Raw genomic sequence first — 19,444 nt, 5'->3', positions numbered from 1 at the left:
ATGGGTCTTTCAGCTCGCTCTAGATGACGACAACGCCCTCGGCGACGCCGATGGCCCGCAGGTCGCGATACCAGCGCTCGACCGGGTGCTCCTTGGTGTAGCCGTGGCCGCCCAGCAGTTGCACGCCGTCCAGCCCGATCTGCATGCCCTTGTCGGAGCCGAGCCGCTTGGCCAGTGCCGCCTCCCGGGCGAACGGCAGGCCTTGCTCGGCGCGGGACGCGCCGCGCCAGGTGATCAGCCGCAGCCCGTCGAGCTCGATCGCGATGTTGGCGCACATGAACGCCACGGCTTGACGGTGCGCGATCGGCTCGCCGAAGGCATGGCGTTCTTTGACGTAGGGGATGACGTAGTCGAGCACCGCATGCGAGGTGCCGACCGCCAGCGCCGCCCAGCCCAAGCGGGCCAGCGCGATCGCCTCGGAGTAGTCGTTGTCGGTCGCTTCGTCCTCGCCCAGCCGGGCATGCAGCGGCACCGATACCCGGGAGAGCTCGACCTGGCCCAGCGCCGCGGCGCGAATCCCCATGCTCGGGTCCGCTTTGACGGTCAGGCCGTTGGTGGCGGACTCGACGATGAACAGCGCCGGCTTACCGCCCAGTTGGGCGGCGACGATGAACAGCTCGGCCTTGGTCGCGGCCGGGACCAAGGATTTGACGCCGTCGAGCCGGTATCCCGAGGGGGTGCGCACCGCGGTGGTTTGCAGCCGGGTGGGGTCGAACAAGGGTTGCGGTTCGGCGAGGGCCACGCAGGCCTGCGGAACGTTCGCACCGGCGAACTCTTTGAGGTAGGTCGCCTGTTGATCGGCGCTGCCCCAATGGGTGAGGGCGGACGCCACCCCGCCGGGCGCCAGAATCGGCAGCGCCAACCCCATGTCGCCGTAGGCCAGCGCCTCGGCAACCAGGACGTTGGTGACGCTGGAACGGTGTTCGGCGATGCCGTCGAAATCCTCGGGGATGTTGACGGCGGTGATGCCCAGCTCGGTGGCCTTGGCGATCAGGTCGGGCGGGTAGGTGGCGGCCTCGTCGGCGTCGTGAGCCGCGGGACGCAGTATCTCGTTGGCGAATTCGTCGACGGTCTCGACGATGAGCTTCTGGTCGTCATCGGGCGTCAGGTCGAAGTAGTCCCGGCCGCTGGACTTCAGCCGAGTTGGCCCACCGCGCAGGCTCTGCACGCGCTTGAACTGACGGGTGGTGGCGCCCGCGGCGGAGAACATGGTCTTGACGCCGTAACGCAGGGATCGGTTGAGCGGATCGCGCAGGTGGTACTTGTCCAGGAACTCCTGGCCGACGAACGGGGTCAAGATCGCCAATGCGACGTCGATGCCGGTTCGTTTGTGTGGCGCCATCCCGACGGCGGTGTTGCGGCCTCGTCGGTTACGGCGTGCGCGGGCGGGTTTGTCGGTGGATGTGTCGGTCATGTCGGCGGCCTCGGTCGTTGGGGCGATGCGGATAACCGTATCTTACTCCGGAGTAAGATAGCTAGGGTCGTGTTAGCTAGTTCACACTCCAACCAGGGGCAGGCGTCGCCGGCCCCAATGTCGTGCCGGGCCGTCGTAGACGCCGGCCAGCCGGTAGTCACACGCTTGGCAGCGGCCGTCATCGGTTAACGCGTAATGCCGCATCGCATACCAGTCGCGAACGACCACCGCCAACCCGCATCCTGGGCAGAACGTGCTGCCGCCGTCGGTGTCGTGGACGTTTCCGGTGTAGACGAACTGCAGGCCCGCATCGACGCCGAGCCGGCGCGCCCGGGTCAGCGTGGTCGGCGGTGTCGGCGGCGTGTCGGTCATCTTGTAGTCCGGGTGGAACGCGGTGAAGTGCAGGGGCACGTCGACGCCGAGATTGTCGCGGATCCATGCGCATTCGGCGGCGATTTCGGCGTCACTGTCGTTTCGTCCGGGAATCAGCAGGGTGGTGATCTCCAGCCACACCTTCGTCTCGTGGCGCAGGTAGACCAGCGTGTCCAGAACGTCGTGCAGGTGGCCGACGCAGACCCGACGGTAGAAGTCTTCGGTGAACGCCTTCAGGTCGACGTTGGCGGCGTCGATGTGCCGGTAGAACTCCGCGCGGGGTGCGGCACACATGTATCCGGCCGTCACCGCGACGGCCTTGATTCCCCGCTGGTGGCAGGCGTCGGCGACATCGGCGGCGTACTCCCAGAAGATCGTCGGATCATTGTAGGTGAATGCCACACTGCGGCAACCTAATTCGTCTGCGGTGCGGGCGATGTCGGCGGGGGCGGCCCGGCTGGCCAGGATGTCGATCTCACGGGATTTGGAGATGTCCCAGTTCTGGCAGAACTTGCATGCCAGGTTGCACCCCGCGGTGCCGAACGACAGCACGGCCGACCCGGGCAAGAAGTGGTTAAGCGGCTTCTTCTCGATGGGATCGACGCAGAACCCACTGCAGCGCCCGTAGCTGGTGAGCCGCACCTGGTCGTCGATCCGGCCGCGGACAAAGCACAGCCCGCGCTGGCCCTCGTGCAGCTTGCAGGCGCGCGGACAGACGTCGCACTGGATGCGCCCGTCGTCGAGGCGGTGCCAGTGCGTGGTCGCGACGGTGAACGGGTCGTCCCGGGACAGCGGCGAGGTCATGGCGTCCTCTCGCGCCAGGCTACCCGCCTTTGAGGCGAGTCAGCACCTGGTGGTGCAGCAGGCCGTTGGTCGCCACGGCGCTGCCGCCGTGCGGGCCGTCGACGCCGTCGAGGCTGGTGAGCCGCCCACCCGCCGCACGCACCAGGATGTCCAGCGCCGCCAGGTCCCACACCGACACCTCCGGTTCGGCGGCAACATCGACGGCGCCCTCGGCCACCAGGCAGTAGGACAAGAAGTCGCCATAGGCACGCACGCGCCACACGGCATCGGTCAACCCGATGAAGCGTTCGCGCAGACCCAGCCGGGCCCACCCGGACAGGCTGGAGAACGACAGGCTCGCCGAACCCAGCTCGGAGACCGAGGACACCGCCAGCCGGCGCGGCGGGGCGCCGTTCACCGAGGCGAACGCGCCCTGCCCATGCGCGGCCCACCACCGTCGCCGCAGCGCGGGCGCGCTGACCACACCCACCGTCGGGACACCGTCTTCCAGCAACGCGATCAGACTCGCCCACACCGGCACCCCACGCACGAAGTTCTTGGTGCCGTCGATCGGGTCGACGATCCACTGGCGTCCACTGAAAGTGGTTGTGCCGCCGAACTCCTCGCCCAGGATGCGGTCGCCGGGCCGCTCCCGGGCGAGCATCTCGCGTAGCTCGGATTCCACCGCCCGGTCCGCATCGGTCACCGGGGTCAGATCCGGTTTGGTGTCGATGCGCAGGTCCAACGCCCCGAACCGGGCACACGTCACCGCGTCGGCGCGGTCGGCCAGCGCCAGCGCGAGGATCAGATCGTCGCCGGCACGGCTCATGCCAACAGTCCTACCATGGCCAGGTGGGATGGGAATTGGGCGTGCTGCTGCTGCTGATCGCGGTGCTGTTGGTGTTCCTGGCTCCGCGGTTCGTCCCGCGCGGCCCGCGCGGTGCGATCGCCAGCGGCACGCTGCTGGTGACGGGAGTGAGCCCGCGTCCGGACGCCACCGGTGAGCAGTACGTCACCATCTCCGGGGTGATCAACGGACCAACCGTCAACGAGCACGCGGTGTATGCGCGGATGGCCATTGATGTCGATCGGTGGCCGGCCGCCGGCCAACTGCTTCCGGTCGTGTACTCACCGAACAATCCGGACAACTGGAAGTTCGCGCCGGAGGAGCCGCTTGCCGACTAACGGATCGGGCTCCAACAACGTTTGCGGATAACACAATTGCCGTGACGGCGGGCTCCTGCGCGGCGTTTCGGCGGCTGCGCGGTGGTTGCTCCGCGACGAGTTTCGCGCTGGTCCGTAGGGACCAATGGCTCTGAACTGGGGACCATTGCCCCTGGGCGACCGGGATTCCCGGCCAATAACGTACGGTTGACACAGGGAAGGGAGATCCCGATGAGCGACCGCTACGCAGTCCCGTCCGTCGTCGTTGGAATCGACGGGTCAAAGGCGGCAACGCATGCGGCCCTGTGGGCCATCGACGAAGCGGTGAGCCAAGACATTCCCCTGCGACTGGTGTATGTCATCGATCCGATGGACTCGTCCGGGGCCGCTGGTCACGACGGTTTGCAGGGCGCGGCCCGCGCGGCGCTGCACGACGCCTATCGGGCCGTCGAGGCCACCGGTCGCCCGGTCAAGATCGAGACCGAGATCCTGTGGGGAAGGCCGCTGACGAAGCTGATGGAGGAGTCGAGGTCGGCGGCGATGGTCTGTGTCGGTTCCATCGGACTCAACCACGCGCGCCGTGGGCAGGGTTCGGTGGCGGCGACTCTGGCGGGGTCGGCGCTGTGCCCGGTGGCCGTGATCCACCGGGGGCCCGGAGAGCCGGCGGCCCCGCACGTCAGCGCGGTCGTCGCGGAAGTGGACAATGGCATGGTGCTGCGCCACGCCTTCGAGGAGGCCAGACTGCGAGGCGTGCCCCTGCGAGCGGTGTCCGCACATGTGGCGGAGGTAGCGGCCGACGGCGCCGACGGTAACCGGTCGGCGCAGGCGCGGCTGAGTCGCCGGCTGGCCCGCTGGACGCGGCTATACCCCGATGTGACGGTTGAGCCGACCGTGGTCCGCGACAGTGTCGGCAGCTACCTGGTCGCCAACTCCGACACCGACCAGCTGTATGTCGCCGACTCGCACACCGCCGAGGACACGTGCCTGGCCTACAACGCGGGATGTTCGGTGCTGACGGTGCGGTGCGGCAACCTGTAGCGGTGGAATCGGGAGTGCTGCCTTGGTAGTAAGAGTCTTCTTGGTCGATGACCACGAAGTGGTGCGACGCGGCCTGATCGACTTGCTGGGCGCGGATCCCGAACTCAATGTTGTCGGTGAGGCAGGCTCGGTTGCCGAAGCGATGGCCAGAATCCCGGCCGCTAGACCGGATGTGGCGGTGCTCGATGTTCGCCTGCCCGATGGCAACGGGATCGAACTGTGCCGTGATCTGTTGTCCCGCATGCCCGATTTGCGGTGTCTGATTCTGACGTCGTACACCTCCGATGAGGCGATGCTGGATGCGATCCTCGCCGGCGCCAGCGGGTACGTGGTCAAAGACATCAAGGGAATGGAATTGGCCCGCGCCGTCAAAGAAGTGGGTGCCGGGCGGTCGCTGCTGGACAACCGGGCAGCGGCCGCCCTGATGTCGAAACTGCGGGGCACCACGGAGAAGCGGGACCCGCTGTCGGGCCTCACCGACCAGGAGCGGACCCTGCTGGGCCTGCTCAGCGAGGGCCTGACCAACAAGCAGATCGCCGACCGGATGTTCCTGGCCGAGAAAACGGTGAAGAACTACGTGTCGCGGTTGCTGGCCAAACTGGGCATGGAGCGCCGGACCCAAGCCGCCGTGTTCGCAACGGAGTTGAAGCGCTCCCGTTCGCCCGGTGACGGACTATGACGGCGGGCGATCCCCCGGACGAGCCAGCCGAGGCAGCCGGCGCCGACGTGGCTCCGTTGCGCCAGACACTCTCCCAGCTCCGCCTGCGCGAGCTGCTGGTCGAGGTGCAGGACCGCGTCGAGCAGATCGTCGAGGGCCGCGACCGCCTGGACGGGCTGTTGGAGGCCATGCTGGTGGTCACGTCGGGGCTGGAACTCAACGCCACGCTGCGCTCGATCGTGCACTCGGCGACCAATCTGGTCGACGCCCGCTACGGCGCGCTAGAGGTGCACGACCGGGATAACCGGGTGTTGAACTTCGTCCACGAGGGCATCGACGAGGAGACCGTGCGGCGCATCGGCCACTTCCCCGAGGGCCTAGGCGTCATCGGGCTGCTCATCGACGAGCCCAAACCGCTACGGCTGGACGATATTTCGCGACACCCCGCCTCGGTTGGCTTTCCGCCGCACCACCCACCGATGCGGACCTTCCTCGGGGTGCCGGTTCGGGTGCGCGACGAATCCTTCGGCACCCTGTACCTGACCGACAAAACCAACGGGCAACCGTTCAGCGATGACGACGAGGTGCTGGTTCAGGCGCTGGCGGCGGCCGCGGGCATCGCCATCGCCAACGCCCGGCTTTACGAGCAGGCGAAGGCACGTCAGTCGTGGATCGAGGCCACCCGCGACATCGCCACCGAATTGCTCTCCGGCACCGAACCCGCGACGGTGTTCCGGCTTGTCGCCGAGGAGGCGCTCACGCTGACCGCGGCCGATGCGGCCCTGGTGGCCGTCCCCGTCGACGATAACCTGCCGGCCGGTGACGTGGCGGAGCTGCTGGTGATCGAAACGGTCGGCGACGCTGCGGCGTCCGCCGTCGGGCGCACCGTTCCGGTGGCCGGCACCGCGCTCGGGGACGTCTTCGTCAACGGCATTCCGCGACAAGTCGACCGGATCGATCTGGACGACGTGGACGACGGGGGTCCGGCCATGCTGCTGCCACTGCGCACCGCCGACACCGTTGCCGGTGTCGTTGTCGTGCTGCGCCGAGGCGGTCCGGGACCCTTCAGCGACGAACAACTTGAGATGATGGCCGCGTTCGCCGACCAGGCCGCGCTGGCCTGGCAGCTGGCCACCACGCAGCGCCGGATGCGTGAACTCGACGTCCTCACCGACCGCGACCGCATTGCGCGTGACCTCCATGACCACGTGATTCAGCGGCTTTTCGCCGTTGGTCTGGCATTGCAGGGCACCGTGCCACGGGCCCGGGATACCGAAGTGCAGCAACGACTGTCGGAGGCCATCGACGATCTGCAGGGCGTCATCCAGGACATCCGGACGACCATTTTCGACCTGCACGGAGCATCCCAGGGCATCACCCGGCTGCGGCAACGAATCGATGCGGCGGTAGCCCAGTTCGCCGGCTCGGGGTTGCGCACCAGCGTCCAATTCGTCGGGCCATTGTCGGTGGTGGGCGGCGCGTTGGCCGATCACGCCGAGGCGGTGGTCCGCGAGGCTGTCAGCAACGCGGTGCGACACGCCGATGCCACCACGTTGACGGTGCGGGTCATGGTCGCTGACGACTTGAGCATCGAAGTCAGCGACGACGGTCGCGGCATGCCCGACGAGTTCACCGGTAGTGGCCTGACGAATCTGCGGCGGCGCGCGGCGCAAGCCGGAGGGGAATTCACGGTCGGGACCACGCCCGGCGGGGGCGGAACAGTGTTGCGCTGGTCGGCGCCGCTGGTGCAGTAACTGCCCCAGGCGAGCGGGCTGCTACCGGGCGCCGGCCGGCCACTCGACGACGTCGGCCAGTTCGCGTCGCGGTGTCGCCGGTAGTGGGTCGGCGTTGATCGGGGCCCAACCCACCCGCAGCAGCATCTGCGGGTAGCCGCTGGCGCCGAACACGTCGGCGCGGACCGCGTCGCGGGTGTCCGGTATCTCCAGGGGTTCGGTGATTGGGCAGCAGGCCAACCCCATTGCCGTCGCGGTCAGCAGGACGACGCTGGTCGCCTCACCGGCGCGCAGCCGGGACAATCGGTCGTCTTCTTCGGTGCCCAGGGCCAGGATCGCGGCGTTGTCCTCGGCGGGTGCGACACCGGCCGGCTGAGCGAGTCCGGGTCCGGCGAACACCCGTCCGGGAATCGGAGCGCTGGGGTCGGGCGGCGGCACGTTGCGGGCCGGAATCCCGGCCACCGAGCCGTACCGTCCGCTCCACGCGGTGAGCTCGCGCAGGTACTCGTCACTGCCGATGTGATCCCGGACAGCTTGTGCCACAATCGCTTTCATCCGGTCGACGGCGTCGACCTGGCGCAGCATCACACCGCAGCGAGCCGCCCGGGCGGCCATCAAGGCGATGTCGCCCCCGGCGACCGGCCAGGAACTGTAGGCCCGACGGTCGGTTCGCCGGCGCGGTATGGCCGCCGCCAACGCGATGTCGGCCTGATCGGGGGTGTGCCGCTGGGCTTCGACGGTGGCCAGGTGGCGGGGATCGTCCGGATCGGGGAAGCGATTCACCCTGGCTTGCCAGCCCATCGCCGCCAACGCGACCACGCAGTGGTGCAACGCGACACCGCAGCTGATGATCAGGTCACGTCCGTCGGGATCGGTGCTGCGCAGCTGCAATTCCGGTTCGGAGAACAGGTCCAGGCTCGCGGCGTTGACTCGCCAGCGCCACGGTTGCGTGTTGTGGATGGAGGGCGCGCGGGTTGCCAGCGTCAGGACCGTTTGAAGGGTGCCGGTGTCCGGGAAATCGGCGATCATGGCTGCCATTGTGGTCCGACCAGCCCTCCTCTCGACAACTGCGGCCATACGTCTAGCATCGGCCGACGACACCTGCCACAGCAGAGCACGAAGCCACCCGCAGACAAGGACTTTTGGCCCTGCCCCCCAACCACCCTGACGGCCGACAGTGGTACCGAGGGTTGCAGATAAACCTCGGATCGTCGGGAGGTCGTTGATGATGGACCAGTTGACGACACTCGATGCCGGGTTCCTCAAGGCGGAGGACGCCGATCAGCGAGTCAGCTTGGCGATCGGTGGCTTGGCGATCATCGAAGGCCCCGCACCCGACCAGGAAGCCCTAGTGTCGGCGTTTGCGCACCGGATACGCGCCTGCCCGCGGTTCGGGCAGCGATTGCGCCTGCACCCGCTCGACCTCGGTGCGCCCGAATGGGTGGACGATCCCGACTTTGACATCCACCGGCATGTGCGCCGGGTGGCGGTGCCGCATCCCGGCGACGACGGTGAGCTGTACCGGTTGATCGCCGACCTGATGGCGCGGCGGCTGGACCGGCATCGGCCGCTGTGGGAGCTGTGGGTCGTCGAGGGGCTCGCCGATGGCCGGTGGGCGATGCTGACCAAGGTCCACCACTGTATGGCCGATGGCATCGCGGTCACCCACATGCTGGCGGGGTTTTCCGATGACGGTGTCAGCGACGGCTCCGTCTACCGGATCCGCCCCGTCCAGGAGCCGAAAAAGCCGGCGGCCAACCCGTTGAGCGTGCTGGGCGGGCTGTGGCAGGCGTCGGCCGCCGTCATGGCCGGCGCCGTCCGCGCGGCCCAGGGGGTGGCCGAGATCGTCGCCGGCCTGATGAGCCCCGCCGAGTCGCCGCTGAACGGGCCGATCAGCGATCTGCGTCGCTACAGCGGGGCGCGTGTCCCGCTGGCCGACATCGAGAAGGTGTGCCAGGCGTTCGATGTCACCATCAATGACGTTGCCCTGGCGGCGGTTACCGAAAGCTACCGCAACCTGCTGGTCAAGTGTGGCGAGCGGCCCCGGCGTGATTCGCTGCGGACGTTGGTGCCGGTGTCGGAGCGGTCCGACGACGCGTTGCACACCACCGACAACCGGGTGTCACTGATGCTTCCCTACCTCCCAGTTGACGAAGAGAACCCGGTCCAGCGGCTGCGCACCGTGCACGCGCGACTGCGGCGGACGAAGGTGGGCGGGCAGCGTGCGGCCGGAAATGCGTTCGTGTCCATAGCCAATCGCATTCCGTTCGCGCTGACCGCGCGGGTGGTCGGGTTGCTGACTCGGCTGCCGCAGCGTGGTGTCGTGACGGTGGCGACGAATGTGCCCGGGCCACGGCAGCCGCTGCGGGTCATGGGCCGGCGGGTGGTTGCGGTATTTCCGGTTCCGCCGCTCGCCATGCAACTGAGAACCGCCGTCGCCATGCTCAGCTACGCCGACGACCTGTACTTCGGGATCCTCGCCGACTACGACGCGGTGGACGATGTCGACGAGTTGGCCCGGGGAATCGAACGCGCGGTGGCGCGGCTGGTGGCAATCAGCAAGCGGCGCAAGAATCCTCCCACCCGCGGACCGCTTTCCCTGGTGGTGTGACCACGCGCGGGGCTGGTCATGCAAAGGTGTCGGTGCGGTCTGGCTCCGGTCCGAAGGTGAAGTGCCGGCCGGTGATCTCGGACGGGATCACCCGCACATAGTGGGTTTTCAGCGTCGCGATCCACGGCCGCAGCTGAGCATCTTCGGCTTTGCGGATCTCCGCGTCGGTGTTGAGCACCCGGGCATGACCCTTGACGATCACGCTCCAGCCTTCGGTGACGTTGTGGTCGTCGGCCTCGAAGGCCACCTTGGGGTTCGTCACCGCGACAAACAGCTTGGTGCCCTCGGCGGTTCGAAACAGTACGGTGCGGTCTTGCACGACGTAGTTGACCGGGAAGATCTCGGGCTCATCGGCGATGCTGACCACCAGCCGGCCCAGCGCGACGCTACTGAGCCGCTGCCAACTCTGGTCGGCTGAAAGGACGGTAACGGGCTCGTCGTTCATGGCTCAACCTTTCTTGGAGCGAATGTCGAGCACGCTGTCCAGCGGCCGACGAGGTGTCGGAGCGGGAAGTTCTTCCATCGCCGGTGTTATCCCGACGCGGATCAGGACGTGCGGCTCGCCGCGCCGACCGATCAGGTTGCGCACGATGTCGCGGCTCTGGCGCGGCTCGATCAGATGGGTCAGCGTGCAGGTGGCCATGCCGGCCATGGTGCACTCCAGCAGGACGGTCGACAGCACTTCGCCACACCTCAATACGTCGGTCCGGGTGTCCTCAGGTGTCGACAGCACAAGGATTTTCGACCAATCCACGGTGCCCGGGCGGCGATCCTGGTGGCCGCGCACCGGGAAATCCCGACCCACGGCAACGCGGCGACGTTCGGTGTCCGATGCCAGCGCACTGGGCGGCACACCATCGGCCAACGCGAATGGCGAAGTCCACCATTGGAGTTCGGCGTGATACGACGAATCGTCGTGGCGAAGGACTTCGCTGAGCCGCGACGCCTCGACCAGTCGACCCCGTTGCTCATCGGCTAGCACATCCAGCGTCACCCCAGTGTCGTCGATCGTGTCGCGCAGGGCCGGTTCGAAGACGTCCCAGTAGGTGGGCCGGTCAAATGGAAGTCGATCGGTTCGGCGCTGCAGAATCGCCTGGGCGCGGTTTCGCTGCGCCGCGGTGACGTGGTCGACGGCGCTGAATTCGACCGTGGCGAGATGGTCGGGGTCGTTCGGGTTGGGAAAGCGAGTGATGTGTGCGTGCTGCAGTGCCGCGAGCATGGCGATACGAAGGTGGTCGAGGGCCGCGCCACAACTGAGAAGAGCCTCCCGGCCGGAATGATCTGTAGCCCGGACAATTCGGCGACGATCGACGAACAGGTGGACGGTATCGTTGTCGGCGATCCAATGCCAGGGCTGGCTGTTGTGCACCGATGGCGCCCGGCACGCGAGCAAGACCGCGTTTTTGAGAACCCCGATGTCCACGAGTCGACGCTATGGCGAGTTGACGCGCGTTGCCTAGAGCACTTGGTCCCTTTGGTCAAATGCCGTGTGTCACTGTGCTTTCAAGATCTTCAAAGGACAATCGTGTCGGAGGGTCGAAACGGACTTGGTGCTGAAGCTCGTGTTCAACCTGCTCTAATGACGGGCTGGTGGGTTTGCCGGAGTTCGCAGGTGAGGTCCGTTCGATGACCTCGTCGGTCAATCGCTTGCGGGTGCCCGCTGACTGGAGCCGGTTCCCGCGGCATTTCTAGCCGCCGTCGCACCGAGGCTGTAGTTGGCGCGCAAAAACGCGAGTGGGGGCCACGCCAGCTACAGGCTCGGTGAACCTACCCTTCCCGCGAGCAAGACTCCGCCACGTCGCGACTGCCGGTCAACCGACCCCCTGTACCGCCATCTCGGGAACCGCTGTGCGAAGACGACGAAAACAAAGGCGCCGATCGCGGCGTTGTCTGGCATCCTGAACGAATGGCAGGCAAGGAAATCGATCGGATCCGGGCGAAGAGTGCGGTCGAAGTGATCAAGCAGCACCCGGTGTTGGCGCTCTTCGCGTTGTCGCCGGCGCTGGCACTGTTGGGTGTCATCTGGTGGCTCGCCGGCGCCGGCTGGGCCATCTTTTTGGCCCTCGTGCTGGTGGTCGCCGGGGGAGCGTTCGTCGTCGTCAAACGCTGACACCCGGTGCGTTCGTGGTGGGGTTGGGGCACGGTCGAGGACGCGCTGTCCGGCCCGGAGACCAGCGCCCTGGCGGCACGGGTCGCCGCACTGCTGCCCGGCCATGACCTGATCGAGCATCAGCCGCCGGACCCGACCGCGCTCGGGTTGACGGCGCCGCGGATCACCCCGCCGGCATCACTGGCGGCGCTGTGCTCGGGCGACCCGGTGGATAGGGTCGGGCACGCGCGCGGCAAAGCGTATCGTGACGTCGCGCGCAACCTGCAGGGCCGGCTCGGAAACGTCCCCGACCTGATCGTCCGACCGCGCAGCGAGCAAAACGTGGTCGACGTGCTGGATTGGTGTACCCGACAAGGGATTCCGGTCATCCCGTACGGCGGCGGCAGCTCCGTGGTGGGCGGGGTCGAGCCGCGCTTCCCGGAGCCCGCGGTCACGCTGGACGTCGGCGCCATGGGCGCGGTGCTCGAGATCGACCGGGCCAGCCGGGCGGCACGGATCCAGGCGGGCGCCCTCGGGCCCGCCATCGAAGACCAACTACGCCCGCACGATCTGACGCTGCGCCATTTCCCGCAGTCCTTCGGGTTCTCCAGCCTGGGCGGCTGGTTGGCCACCCGCTCCGGCGGCCACTTCGCCACGCTGTACACCCACATCGACGACTTGACCGAATCGCTGCGGGTTGTCACCCCAGCCGGGGTCAGCGAGTCGCGGCGGCTGCCCGGATCCGGCGCCGGGCCATCCCCCGACCGGCTGTTCCTCGGCTCGGAAGGCACGCTGGGCATCATCACCGAGGCGTGGATTCGGGTGCAGGATCGTCCGCGCTGGCAGGTCACCGCGTCGGTGACGTTCGACGCCTGGGCCGCCGCGGTCGCCGCCACCCGGACGATCGCGCAGGCCGGGCTGTACCCGGCCAACTGCCGACTCTTGGACCCAGCCGAGGCGTTTCTGAACGCCGGCACCGCGGTCGGCGGCGGCCTGCTGGTGCTGGCTTTCGAATCCGCCGACCACCCGATCGACCCGTGGCTGGACCGGGCCATGGCGATCGCCGCCGACCACGGCGGCACCGTCGCCTCCCGGCGCGGTCGCGAGACCGCAAGCGGCACAACCGAAAACGACGCGTCACAGAATTGGCGCGCGGCGTTTCTGCGGATGCCGTACCAACGTGACGCCCTGGCTCGTCGCGCCGTCATCGCCGAGACCTTCGAAACCGCCTGCACCTGGAACGGATTCGATACCCTGCACGCCGCGGTGACCGACGCCGCGCGGACCGCGATCGACAAGGTCTGCGGGACAGGCGTGGTGACCTGCCGGTTCACCCATGTCTATCCCGACGGCCCGGCCCCGTACTACGGCATCTACGCGGGCGGGCGCTGGGGCTCGCTGGACGCGCAGTGGGACCAGATCAAGGCCGCGGTGTCCGAGGCGATCAGCACCGCCGGCGGCACCATCACCCACCACCACGCGGTGGGTCGCGACCACCGGCCCTGGTATGACCGGCAGCGGCCGGAGCCGTTCGCAGCCGCGCTGCGCGCGGCCAAAGCGGCGCTGGACCCCGCCGGGATTCTCAATCCCGGAGTGCTCATCGACTAGACAAGATGGTCGCGGCCCGCTTCGCCCGGCTCCGCCCTATAGTGGCGACCCGCTTCGCCCGGCTCCGCCCTATAGTGGCGACCCGCTTCGCGCGGCCACGGCCGCGCTTGCGATCGCCACGGCCGCGCTTGCGACCGCGACGGACTAGATGGTCGCGGCCCGCTTCGCCCGGCTCCGCCCTATAGTGGCGACCCGCTTCGCGCGGCCACGGCCGCGCTTGCGACCGCGACGGACTAGATGGTCGCGGCCCGCTTCGCCCGGCTCCGCCCTATAGTGGCGACCCGCTTCGCGCGGCCACGGCCGCGCTTGCGATCGCCACGGCCGCGCTTGCGACCGCGACGGATCAGCCGTGCCCGACGCGCAACAGCTCGGCGATGTTAGGCAGCTTGACACGGGGACGCCCCTGCGGCTCGCCGGCTGCCCGCTCGAAGGCGTCGATGACATTCCAGTGCGCCGACGTGACCAGCTTCGGCTGGCGAGATGCCAGCCAGTCGACCAATCGGTCCGCGTGGTCCTGCGGGAAGTCGGCGAGCCTCGCCGACGCCTGAGCGGCGGCCAGATCGGCCATCAAGGTGTCCACGGTGTCCTGGGCGTCCTTCTTGTTGGTGCCGATCACCCCGGTCGGTCCGCGCTTGATCCACCCCACGACGTATTCGTTGCGGCTGCCGTCGATCCGGCCGTCGGTGTTGGGGATGGTCCCGCGCCGGTCGTCGAACGGCAGCCCGGGAGTGGGCACGCCGCGGTAGCCGACCGACCGCACGATCAGCTGTGCCGGCAACTCCTCGCGCTCGCCGGTGTCCTTGGCCGACACCCACCCGCTGTCGTCGGTGACCAGTTCGTTGTGGCCCAGCACGATTCGTTCCACCTTGCCATCGCCCTTGATTTCGATCGGGGATGTCAGGAATCGAAACACGATGCGACGATGGCCCGGACGAGGCTCGCGGTGGGCGTAGTCGCGCAGCACCTTGATGTTCTGCTTGGTGGTCTTGCCCACGGCCGCCGCGTCGTCGTCGCTGATGCCCGCCAGCTGCGCGGGATCGACGATCACGTCGACGCCGTCGAGGTCTCCCAGCTCACGCAGCTCCAGCGTGGTGAACGCGGTCTGCAACGGGCCGCGCCGGCCGATAATCACCACCTCCTCGACGCTGCGGGGGCGCAACGACTCCAGCGCGTGGTCGGCGATGTCGGTGAGCGCCAGCACGTCGGGATCGGTGACCAGGATGCGCGCCACATCGAGGGCGACGTTGCCGTTACCCACGACGACCGCCCGGGCACCCGACAGATCGGGTGTCTTGTCCTCGAAGTGCGGGTGTGCGTTGTACCAGCCGACGAAATCGACCGCGGAAATGCTGCCCGGCAGATCCTCGCCGGGAATGTTCAGCGTGCGATCGGACTGCGCCCCGACGGCGTAGATCACGGCGTCATAGCGCTCGGCGAGGTCGGCGGGCTGGACGTGCTCGCCCACCACCAGGTTGCCGAAGAAGCGGAAGCGGGGGTCTTCGGCGGTCTTTTCGAATTGCTTGCTGATCGACTTGATCTTGGGGTGATCGGGAGCCACCCCGGAGCGCACCAAACCCCAGGGGGTCGGCAGCATCTCCAGCATGTCGACGGCCACGTCGATCTCGTCGGAGGTGTCGGCGGCCTTCAACAGCGACGCGGCGGCGAAGAACCCCGACGGTCCGGAGCCGACGATGGCGACATGATAGGGACGCATACTCAAGCCTTCTGTTGGGTGCCGGCTGCTCGCAAGGGGCTGTCGCGGGCGCACGTGCTGGTCACCTGATGCTAAACGCAGATGGCGGTAACGTGGGCGGCTGTGGAGCCTGACCGTCAAGCCGATATCGCCGCCCTGGACGCCACCCTGACCACGGTGGAGCGGGTGCTCGACGTCGAGGGTCTGCGCAGCCGCATCGAGAAGCTGGAGCACGAGGCCTCCGACCCCAAGCTCTGGGAGGATCAGGCCCACGCGCAGCGGGTGACCAGCGAGTTGTCTCACGCACAGGGCGAGCTGCGCCGGGTCGAGGGGTTACGGCGCCGCCTCGACGACCTGCCGGTGCTCTACGAGCTGGCCGCCGAGGAAGCGGGCCCGACCGCGGTCGACGCGCTCGCCGAGGCCGACGCCGAGCTCGAGGCGCTGCGCGCCGACATCGAGGCCGCCGAGGTGCGCACCCTGCTGTCGGGCGAATACGACGAGCGTGAGGCGCTGATCACCATCCGGTCCGGCGCCGGCGGGGTGGACGCCGCCGACTGGGCCGAGATGCTGATGCGGATGTATATCCGCTGGGCCGAGCAGCACAAATACCCCGTCGAGGTGTTCGACACCTCCTATGCCGAGGAAGCGGGCATCAAGAGCACCACCTTCGTGGTGCACGCGCCGTTTGCCTACGGCACGCTGTCGGTCGAACAGGGCACCCACCGGCTGGTGCGGATCAGCCCGTTCGACAACCAGAGCCGGCGACAGACGTCGTTCGCCGAAGTCGAGGTGCTGCCGGTGGTGGAGACCACCGACCACATCGACATCCCCGAAGGAGATATCCGCGTCGACGTCTACCGTTCCAGCGGGCCCGGCGGCCAGTCGGTGAACACCACCGACTCCGCGGTGCGGTTGACCCACCTCCCAACCGGTATCGTGGTCACTTGCCAGAACGAGAAGTCGCAGCTGCAAAACAAGGTGGCGGCGATGCGGGTGCTTCAGGCAAAGTTGTTGGAACGCAAGCGTTTAGAGGAGCGCGCCGAGCTGGATGCGTTGAAGGGCGAGGGCGGCAGCTCCTGGGGCAACCAGATGCGCTCCTACGTATTGCACCCGTATCAGATGGTCAAGGATCTGCGCACCGAGTACGAGGTGGGCAATCCCGCGGCCGTTCTGGACGGCGACATCGACGGATTCCTGGAGGCGGGGATCCGGTGGCGCAACCGAAAAGATGACGACTAACAGCACGATTCTTGGCTTAGCCGCCGCCTCGGCGACGCAGCGCTGGCACGACTTTTGGCGCGGCGAGATCGGTGAATGGATCATCACCCGGGGGCTGCGGATCGTCATGCTGCTGATCGGGGCGGTGCTGGCGGCCCGCTTCGTCAGCTGGGTGGCCCAACGGGTGACCCGCAGGCTCGACGTCGGCTTCGCCGAGAGCGACGCGTTGGTGCGCTCGGAGGCGACCAAGCATCGCCAGGCCGTGGCGTCGGTGATCTCCTGGGTGTCGATCGCGATCATCTGCGTCGTCGTCGCCGTCCAGATCACCGACATCATGAGCTTCTCGGTCGGTTCGCTGGTGGCACCGGCTGCCGTGCTGGGCGCCGCGTTGGGCTTCGGTGCCCAGCGGGTGGTCCAGGACCTGCTGGGGGGGTTCTTCATCATCATCGAGAAGCAGTACGGGTTCGGTGATCTGGTCGCGTTGACCATCGCGGGGATCTCCACCGAGGCGCGCGGCACCGTCGAGGACGTCACGCTGCGGGTGACCAGGTTGCGCTCTAGCGAGGGGGAGGTGTTCACCATCCCGAACGGCCAGATCGTCAAGTCGGTCAACCTCTCCAAGGACTGGGCACGCGCGGTCGTCGACATCCCGGTCTCGACCACCGTCGACCTCGGTCGGGTCAATGAGGTTTTGCATCAGGTGTGCGAGCATGCGCGTGACGACGCGGCGCTGGGCGAGGTGCTGCTGGACGCGCCCACGGTGATGGGCGTGGAGAACATCGCGATCGACACCGTCACCTTGCGGTTGGTGGCCCGCACACTGCCCGGCAAGCAGTTCGAGGCGGGCCGGCAATTGCGTGTGCTGGTCATCCGGGCGCTGGCCCGTGCCGGCATCATGACCGCGGCCGACGCGACGGCGGGCCTTGTCGGCGACGAGCAGACAACTCCTGGATCGGTGCGACGGCGGTGAGGCTGCCGGCCAACCTGCTGGGGAAGCGCCACCCCGATCCCGGGCGGCGCTGGCCGAGCTACGTGTTGGGTGGCCGAGTCCGCACCTCGACGTTGGCCCTGCTCGTGGCGTTTCTGGTGGTGTGGTGGGTCTACGACACCTACCGCCCCCTAGAGCCGGCGCGTGGTGGCCCCCCGCCCGTGCAGGTGGTGCCGCCGGGCTTCGTGCCGGACCCCAACTACACCTGGGTGCCGCGGACCCGGGTGCGACCGCCAACCACGGTCGCGCCGACGACGACCACCACGGAGCCGACCACCACCAGCGAACCTCCGGCGGCCACCACGACGCCCGTCCCGCCGCCGTGCCTGCTGCCGCCGCCGTTGTGTCCTGCCACCACGACGCCGGCCACACCGTCGACGTCACCGTCCCAGCTACCCCCGCCGGGACCAGGCCCATCTGCCACCCCGACGCCGCCGGCCAGCTGAATGTCGGTGCCAGCGAAACTCACCGCTACACTGGCGTGCCGTGATGATCACCCTGGACCATGTCACCAAGCAGTACAAATCGTCGGCGCGTCCGGCGTTGGATGACATCAACGTCAACATCGACAAGGGTGAGTTCGTCTTCCTGATCGGCCCGTCGGGGTCGGGCAAGTCGACGTTCATGCGGCTGCTGCTGGCAGCCGAGACGCCGACCAGCGGTGACGTCCGGGTCTCGAAGTTTCACGTGAACACGCTGCGCGGTCGCCACGTGCCGAAGCTGCGTCAGGTGATCGGCTGCGTCTTTCAGGACTTTCGGTTGCTGCAGCAAAAGACGGTGTACGACAACGTCGCCTTCGCGCTGGAGGTCATCGGCAAACGCGCCGATGTGATCAACCGGGTGGTGCCCGAGGTGCTCGAGACGGTCGGCCTGTCGGGCAAGGCCAACCGGTTGCCGCACGAGCTGTCGGGTGGTGAGCAGCAGCGCGTTGCGATCGCCCGTGCCCTGGTGAACCGGCCGCTGGTGCTGCTGGCCGACGAGCCCACCGGCAACCTCGACCCCGACACCAGTAAGGACATCATGGATTTGTTGGAGCGGATCAACCGCACCGGGACGACGGTGCTGATGGCCACGCACGACCACCACATCGTGGATTCGATGCGGCAGCGCGTGGTCGAGCTGTCGTTGGGCAGGCTGGTTCGCGACGAACAGCGCGGCGTCTACGGGATGGATCGCTAAGTGCGCTTCGGCTTCCTGCTCAACGAGGTCCTGACCGGCTTTCGTCGCAATATCACCATGACGGTCGCGATGATCCTGACCACCGCGATCTCGATCGGCCTGTTCGGCGGCGGTCTGCTGGTGGTGCGGTTGGCGGATAGCTCCCGGGCCATCTATCTCGACCGCGTCGAAACCCAGGTGTTCCTCACCGACGACGTCTCCGCCAACGACCCGAACTGCGACACCGACCCGTGCAAGGCGTTGCGGGAGAAAATCGAGGGGCGACAAGACGTCAAGGCGCTGCGGTTCCTCAACCGGCAGCAGGCATACGACGACGCCATCCGCAAGTTCCCGCAGTACAAGGATGTCGCCGGCAAGGATTCCTTCCCCGCGTCGTTCGTCGTCAAGCTGAACAACCCCGAGCAGCACAAGGACTTCGACACCGCGATGCAGGGCCAGCCCGGGGTGCTGTCGGTGCTCAATCAAAAGGACCTGATCGACCGGCTGTTCGCGGTGCTGGACGGTCTGAGCAATGCCGCGTTTGCGGTTGCGCTGGTCCAGGCGATCGGGGCAATCCTGTTGATCGCCAACATGGTTCAGGTGGCCGCATACACGCGGCGCACCGAGATCGGCATCATGCGCCTGGTCGGCGCGAGCCGCTGGTACACCCAGTTGCCGTTTCTGGTGGAGGCGATGCTGGCCGCGACCGTCGGCGTCGCCATCGCCATCGTCGGCTTGATCGTGGTGCGCGCGTTGTTCCTGGAAAACGCGCTGAACCAGTTCTATCAAGCCAATCTGATCGCCCGCGTCGACTATGCCGACATCCTCTACATTTCCCCGATCCTGCTGGCGTTGGGCGTGGCGATGGCTGGATTGACGGCGTACGTGACGTTGCGCATATACGTGCGGCGATAGCC

At 67.6% G+C, this 19,444-nt stretch carries 19 protein-coding genes; 12 read left to right on the top strand and 7 right to left on the bottom strand.

The window, feature by feature from the left end:
* Nucleotides 1–19 precede the first annotated feature (19 nt).
* From G6N20_RS11605 to hisN, 3 genes are all read right to left on the bottom strand, one after another.
* Nucleotides 20–1,414, bottom strand: coding sequence for an acyl-CoA dehydrogenase family protein (locus G6N20_RS11605; RefSeq protein ID WP_083048822.1), 1,395 nt, complete (start codon nt 1,412–1,414; stop codon nt 20–22).
* A gap of 81 nt (nt 1,415–1,495) precedes the next feature.
* Entirely contained in the window at nt 1,496–2,590 is a 1,095-nt protein-coding gene (amrS, locus tag G6N20_RS11600) for an AmmeMemoRadiSam system radical SAM enzyme (RefSeq protein ID WP_083048825.1), read from the bottom strand.
* A 19-nt stretch (nt 2,591–2,609) separates the two neighbouring features.
* Nucleotides 2,610–3,398, bottom strand: coding sequence for a histidinol-phosphatase (gene hisN, locus G6N20_RS11595; RefSeq protein ID WP_083048828.1), 789 nt, complete (start codon nt 3,396–3,398; stop codon nt 2,610–2,612).
* Nucleotides 3,399–3,421: 23 nt separating this feature from the next.
* Between hisN and G6N20_RS11590 the strand changes: the two genes are divergently transcribed.
* From G6N20_RS11590 to dosS, 4 genes are all read left to right on the top strand, one after another.
* Nucleotides 3,422–3,754 carry a hypothetical protein gene (locus G6N20_RS11590; protein WP_083048831.1) on the top strand — a complete coding sequence of 111 codons (333 nt, stop codon included), beginning with the start codon at nt 3,422–3,424 and terminating at the stop codon, nt 3,752–3,754.
* Nucleotides 3,755–3,964: 210 nt separating this feature from the next.
* The gene (locus G6N20_RS11585; RefSeq protein ID WP_083048834.1) at nt 3,965–4,771 is read left to right on the top strand and encodes a universal stress protein; all 807 of its coding nucleotides are present in this window, start codon (nt 3,965–3,967) and stop codon (nt 4,769–4,771) included.
* Nucleotides 4,772–4,793: 22 nt separating this feature from the next.
* Nucleotides 4,794–5,450, top strand: a complete 657-nt coding sequence (dosR, locus tag G6N20_RS11580) for a hypoxia response regulator transcription factor DosR/DevR (RefSeq protein ID WP_083048837.1) — start codon at nt 4,794–4,796, stop codon at nt 5,448–5,450.
* Entirely contained in the window at nt 5,447–7,183 is a 1,737-nt protein-coding gene (dosS, locus tag G6N20_RS11575) for a hypoxia sensor histidine kinase DosS/DevS (protein ID WP_083048840.1), read from the top strand. The genes dosR and dosS overlap by 4 nt, the downstream gene beginning before the upstream one ends.
* A gap of 21 nt (nt 7,184–7,204) precedes the next feature.
* Here dosS and G6N20_RS11570 read toward each other — a convergent pair whose 3' ends face one another.
* Nucleotides 7,205–8,191 (bottom strand): Acg family FMN-binding oxidoreductase, encoded by a 987-nt coding sequence (locus G6N20_RS11570; protein WP_083048843.1) that lies wholly within the window; start codon nt 8,189–8,191, stop codon nt 7,205–7,207.
* A gap of 199 nt (nt 8,192–8,390) precedes the next feature.
* Here G6N20_RS11570 and G6N20_RS11565 point away from each other — a divergent pair, with 199 nt between their 5' ends.
* Complete coding sequence (locus tag G6N20_RS11565) at nt 8,391–9,773, top strand: WS/DGAT/MGAT family O-acyltransferase (protein WP_083048846.1); 1,383 nt, start codon at nt 8,391–8,393, stop codon at nt 9,771–9,773.
* 16 nt (nt 9,774–9,789) lie between these two features.
* On the opposite strand, the gene G6N20_RS11560 is transcribed toward G6N20_RS11565, so the two are convergent.
* Together G6N20_RS11560 and G6N20_RS11555 are read right to left on the bottom strand one after the other, a co-directional pair.
* Complete coding sequence (locus tag G6N20_RS11560) at nt 9,790–10,218, bottom strand: pyridoxamine 5'-phosphate oxidase family protein (protein ID WP_083048849.1); 429 nt, start codon at nt 10,216–10,218, stop codon at nt 9,790–9,792.
* Nucleotides 10,219–10,221: 3 nt separating this feature from the next.
* On the bottom strand, nt 10,222–11,196 hold the full coding sequence (locus tag G6N20_RS11555; protein WP_142272055.1) for an Acg family FMN-binding oxidoreductase: 975 nt from the start codon (nt 11,194–11,196) through the stop codon (nt 10,222–10,224).
* Between the two features lie 483 nt (nt 11,197–11,679).
* Between G6N20_RS11555 and G6N20_RS11550 the strand changes: the two genes are divergently transcribed.
* Together G6N20_RS11550 and G6N20_RS11545 are read left to right on the top strand one after the other, a co-directional pair.
* A complete protein-coding gene (locus tag G6N20_RS11550; RefSeq protein WP_083048852.1) occupies nt 11,680–11,883 on the top strand; it encodes a hypothetical protein in 204 nt (67 codons plus the stop codon).
* A gap of 6 nt (nt 11,884–11,889) precedes the next feature.
* Nucleotides 11,890–13,470, top strand: coding sequence for an FAD-binding oxidoreductase (locus tag G6N20_RS11545; RefSeq protein ID WP_083048855.1), 1,581 nt, complete (start codon nt 11,890–11,892; stop codon nt 13,468–13,470).
* Between the two features lie 343 nt (nt 13,471–13,813).
* On the opposite strand, the gene G6N20_RS11540 is transcribed toward G6N20_RS11545, so the two are convergent.
* Nucleotides 13,814–15,184, bottom strand: a complete 1,371-nt coding sequence (locus G6N20_RS11540) for an FAD-dependent oxidoreductase (protein ID WP_083046110.1) — start codon at nt 15,182–15,184, stop codon at nt 13,814–13,816.
* Between the two features lie 102 nt (nt 15,185–15,286).
* Between G6N20_RS11540 and prfB the strand changes: the two genes are divergently transcribed.
* From prfB to ftsX, 5 genes are read left to right on the top strand one after another with little or no spacing between them, the layout of a single operon-like run.
* Complete coding sequence (gene prfB, locus G6N20_RS11535; RefSeq protein WP_083046111.1) at nt 15,287–16,402, top strand: peptide chain release factor 2; 1,116 nt, start codon at nt 15,287–15,289, stop codon at nt 16,400–16,402.
* Nucleotides 16,392–17,351 carry a mechanosensitive ion channel family protein gene (locus tag G6N20_RS11530; protein ID WP_083046112.1) on the top strand — a complete coding sequence of 320 codons (960 nt, stop codon included), beginning with the start codon at nt 16,392–16,394 and terminating at the stop codon, nt 17,349–17,351. Before prfB ends, G6N20_RS11530 begins: the two co-directional genes overlap by 11 nt.
* A complete protein-coding gene (locus G6N20_RS21245) occupies nt 17,348–17,815 on the top strand; it encodes a hypothetical protein (RefSeq protein ID WP_083046113.1) in 468 nt (155 codons plus the stop codon). The genes G6N20_RS11530 and G6N20_RS21245 overlap by 4 nt, the downstream gene beginning before the upstream one ends.
* A gap of 43 nt (nt 17,816–17,858) precedes the next feature.
* Nucleotides 17,859–18,548: a cell division ATP-binding protein FtsE gene (ftsE, locus tag G6N20_RS11520; protein ID WP_083046229.1), complete on the top strand. Its 690-nt coding sequence runs from the start codon at nt 17,859–17,861 to the stop codon at nt 18,546–18,548.
* Entirely contained in the window at nt 18,549–19,442 is an 894-nt protein-coding gene (gene ftsX / locus G6N20_RS11515; RefSeq protein ID WP_083046114.1) for a permease-like cell division protein FtsX, read from the top strand.
* The last annotated feature ends 2 nt before the right edge of the window (nt 19,443–19,444 follow it).

It is taken from the genome of Mycobacterium shinjukuense (genome assembly GCF_010730055.1).
GTDB classification, from domain to species: Bacteria; Actinomycetota; Actinomycetes; order Mycobacteriales; family Mycobacteriaceae; genus Mycobacterium; species Mycobacterium shinjukuense.
Note: the sequence above shows the minus strand (reverse complement) of the source record. Positions and strands in the feature narration are given on the sequence as shown.

What these genes read in the sequence shown, in the direction of transcription:
- G6N20_RS11585 (WP_083048834.1), top strand. Translation starts at nt 3,965, where the DNA reads ATGAGCGACCGCTACGCAGTCCCGTCCGTCGTCGTTGGAATCGACGGG.
- G6N20_RS11550 (WP_083048852.1), top strand. Translation starts at nt 11,680, where the DNA reads ATGGCAGGCAAGGAAATCGATCGGATCCGGGCGAAGAGTGCGGTCGAA.
- ftsE (WP_083046229.1), top strand. Translation starts at nt 17,859, where the DNA reads ATGATCACCCTGGACCATGTCACCAAGCAGTACAAATCGTCGGCGCGT.
- hisN (WP_083048828.1), bottom strand. Translation starts at nt 3,398, where the DNA reads ATGAGCCGTGCCGGCGACGATCTGATCCTCGCGCTGGCGCTGGCCGAC.
- G6N20_RS11605 (WP_083048822.1), bottom strand. Translation starts at nt 1,414, where the DNA reads ATGACCGACACATCCACCGACAAACCCGCCCGCGCACGCCGTAACCGA.
- dosS (WP_083048840.1), top strand. Translation starts at nt 5,447, where the DNA reads ATGACGGCGGGCGATCCCCCGGACGAGCCAGCCGAGGCAGCCGGCGCC.
- G6N20_RS11565 (WP_083048846.1), top strand. Translation starts at nt 8,391, where the DNA reads ATGGACCAGTTGACGACACTCGATGCCGGGTTCCTCAAGGCGGAGGAC.
- G6N20_RS11540 (WP_083046110.1), bottom strand. Translation starts at nt 15,184, where the DNA reads ATGCGTCCCTATCATGTCGCCATCGTCGGCTCCGGACCGTCGGGGTTC.
- G6N20_RS11530 (WP_083046112.1), top strand. Translation starts at nt 16,392, where the DNA reads ATGACGACTAACAGCACGATTCTTGGCTTAGCCGCCGCCTCGGCGACG.
- G6N20_RS11560 (WP_083048849.1), bottom strand. Translation starts at nt 10,218, where the DNA reads ATGAACGACGAGCCCGTTACCGTCCTTTCAGCCGACCAGAGTTGGCAG.
- G6N20_RS11570 (WP_083048843.1), bottom strand. Translation starts at nt 8,191, where the DNA reads ATGATCGCCGATTTCCCGGACACCGGCACCCTTCAAACGGTCCTGACG.
- amrS (WP_083048825.1), bottom strand. Translation starts at nt 2,590, where the DNA reads ATGACCTCGCCGCTGTCCCGGGACGACCCGTTCACCGTCGCGACCACG.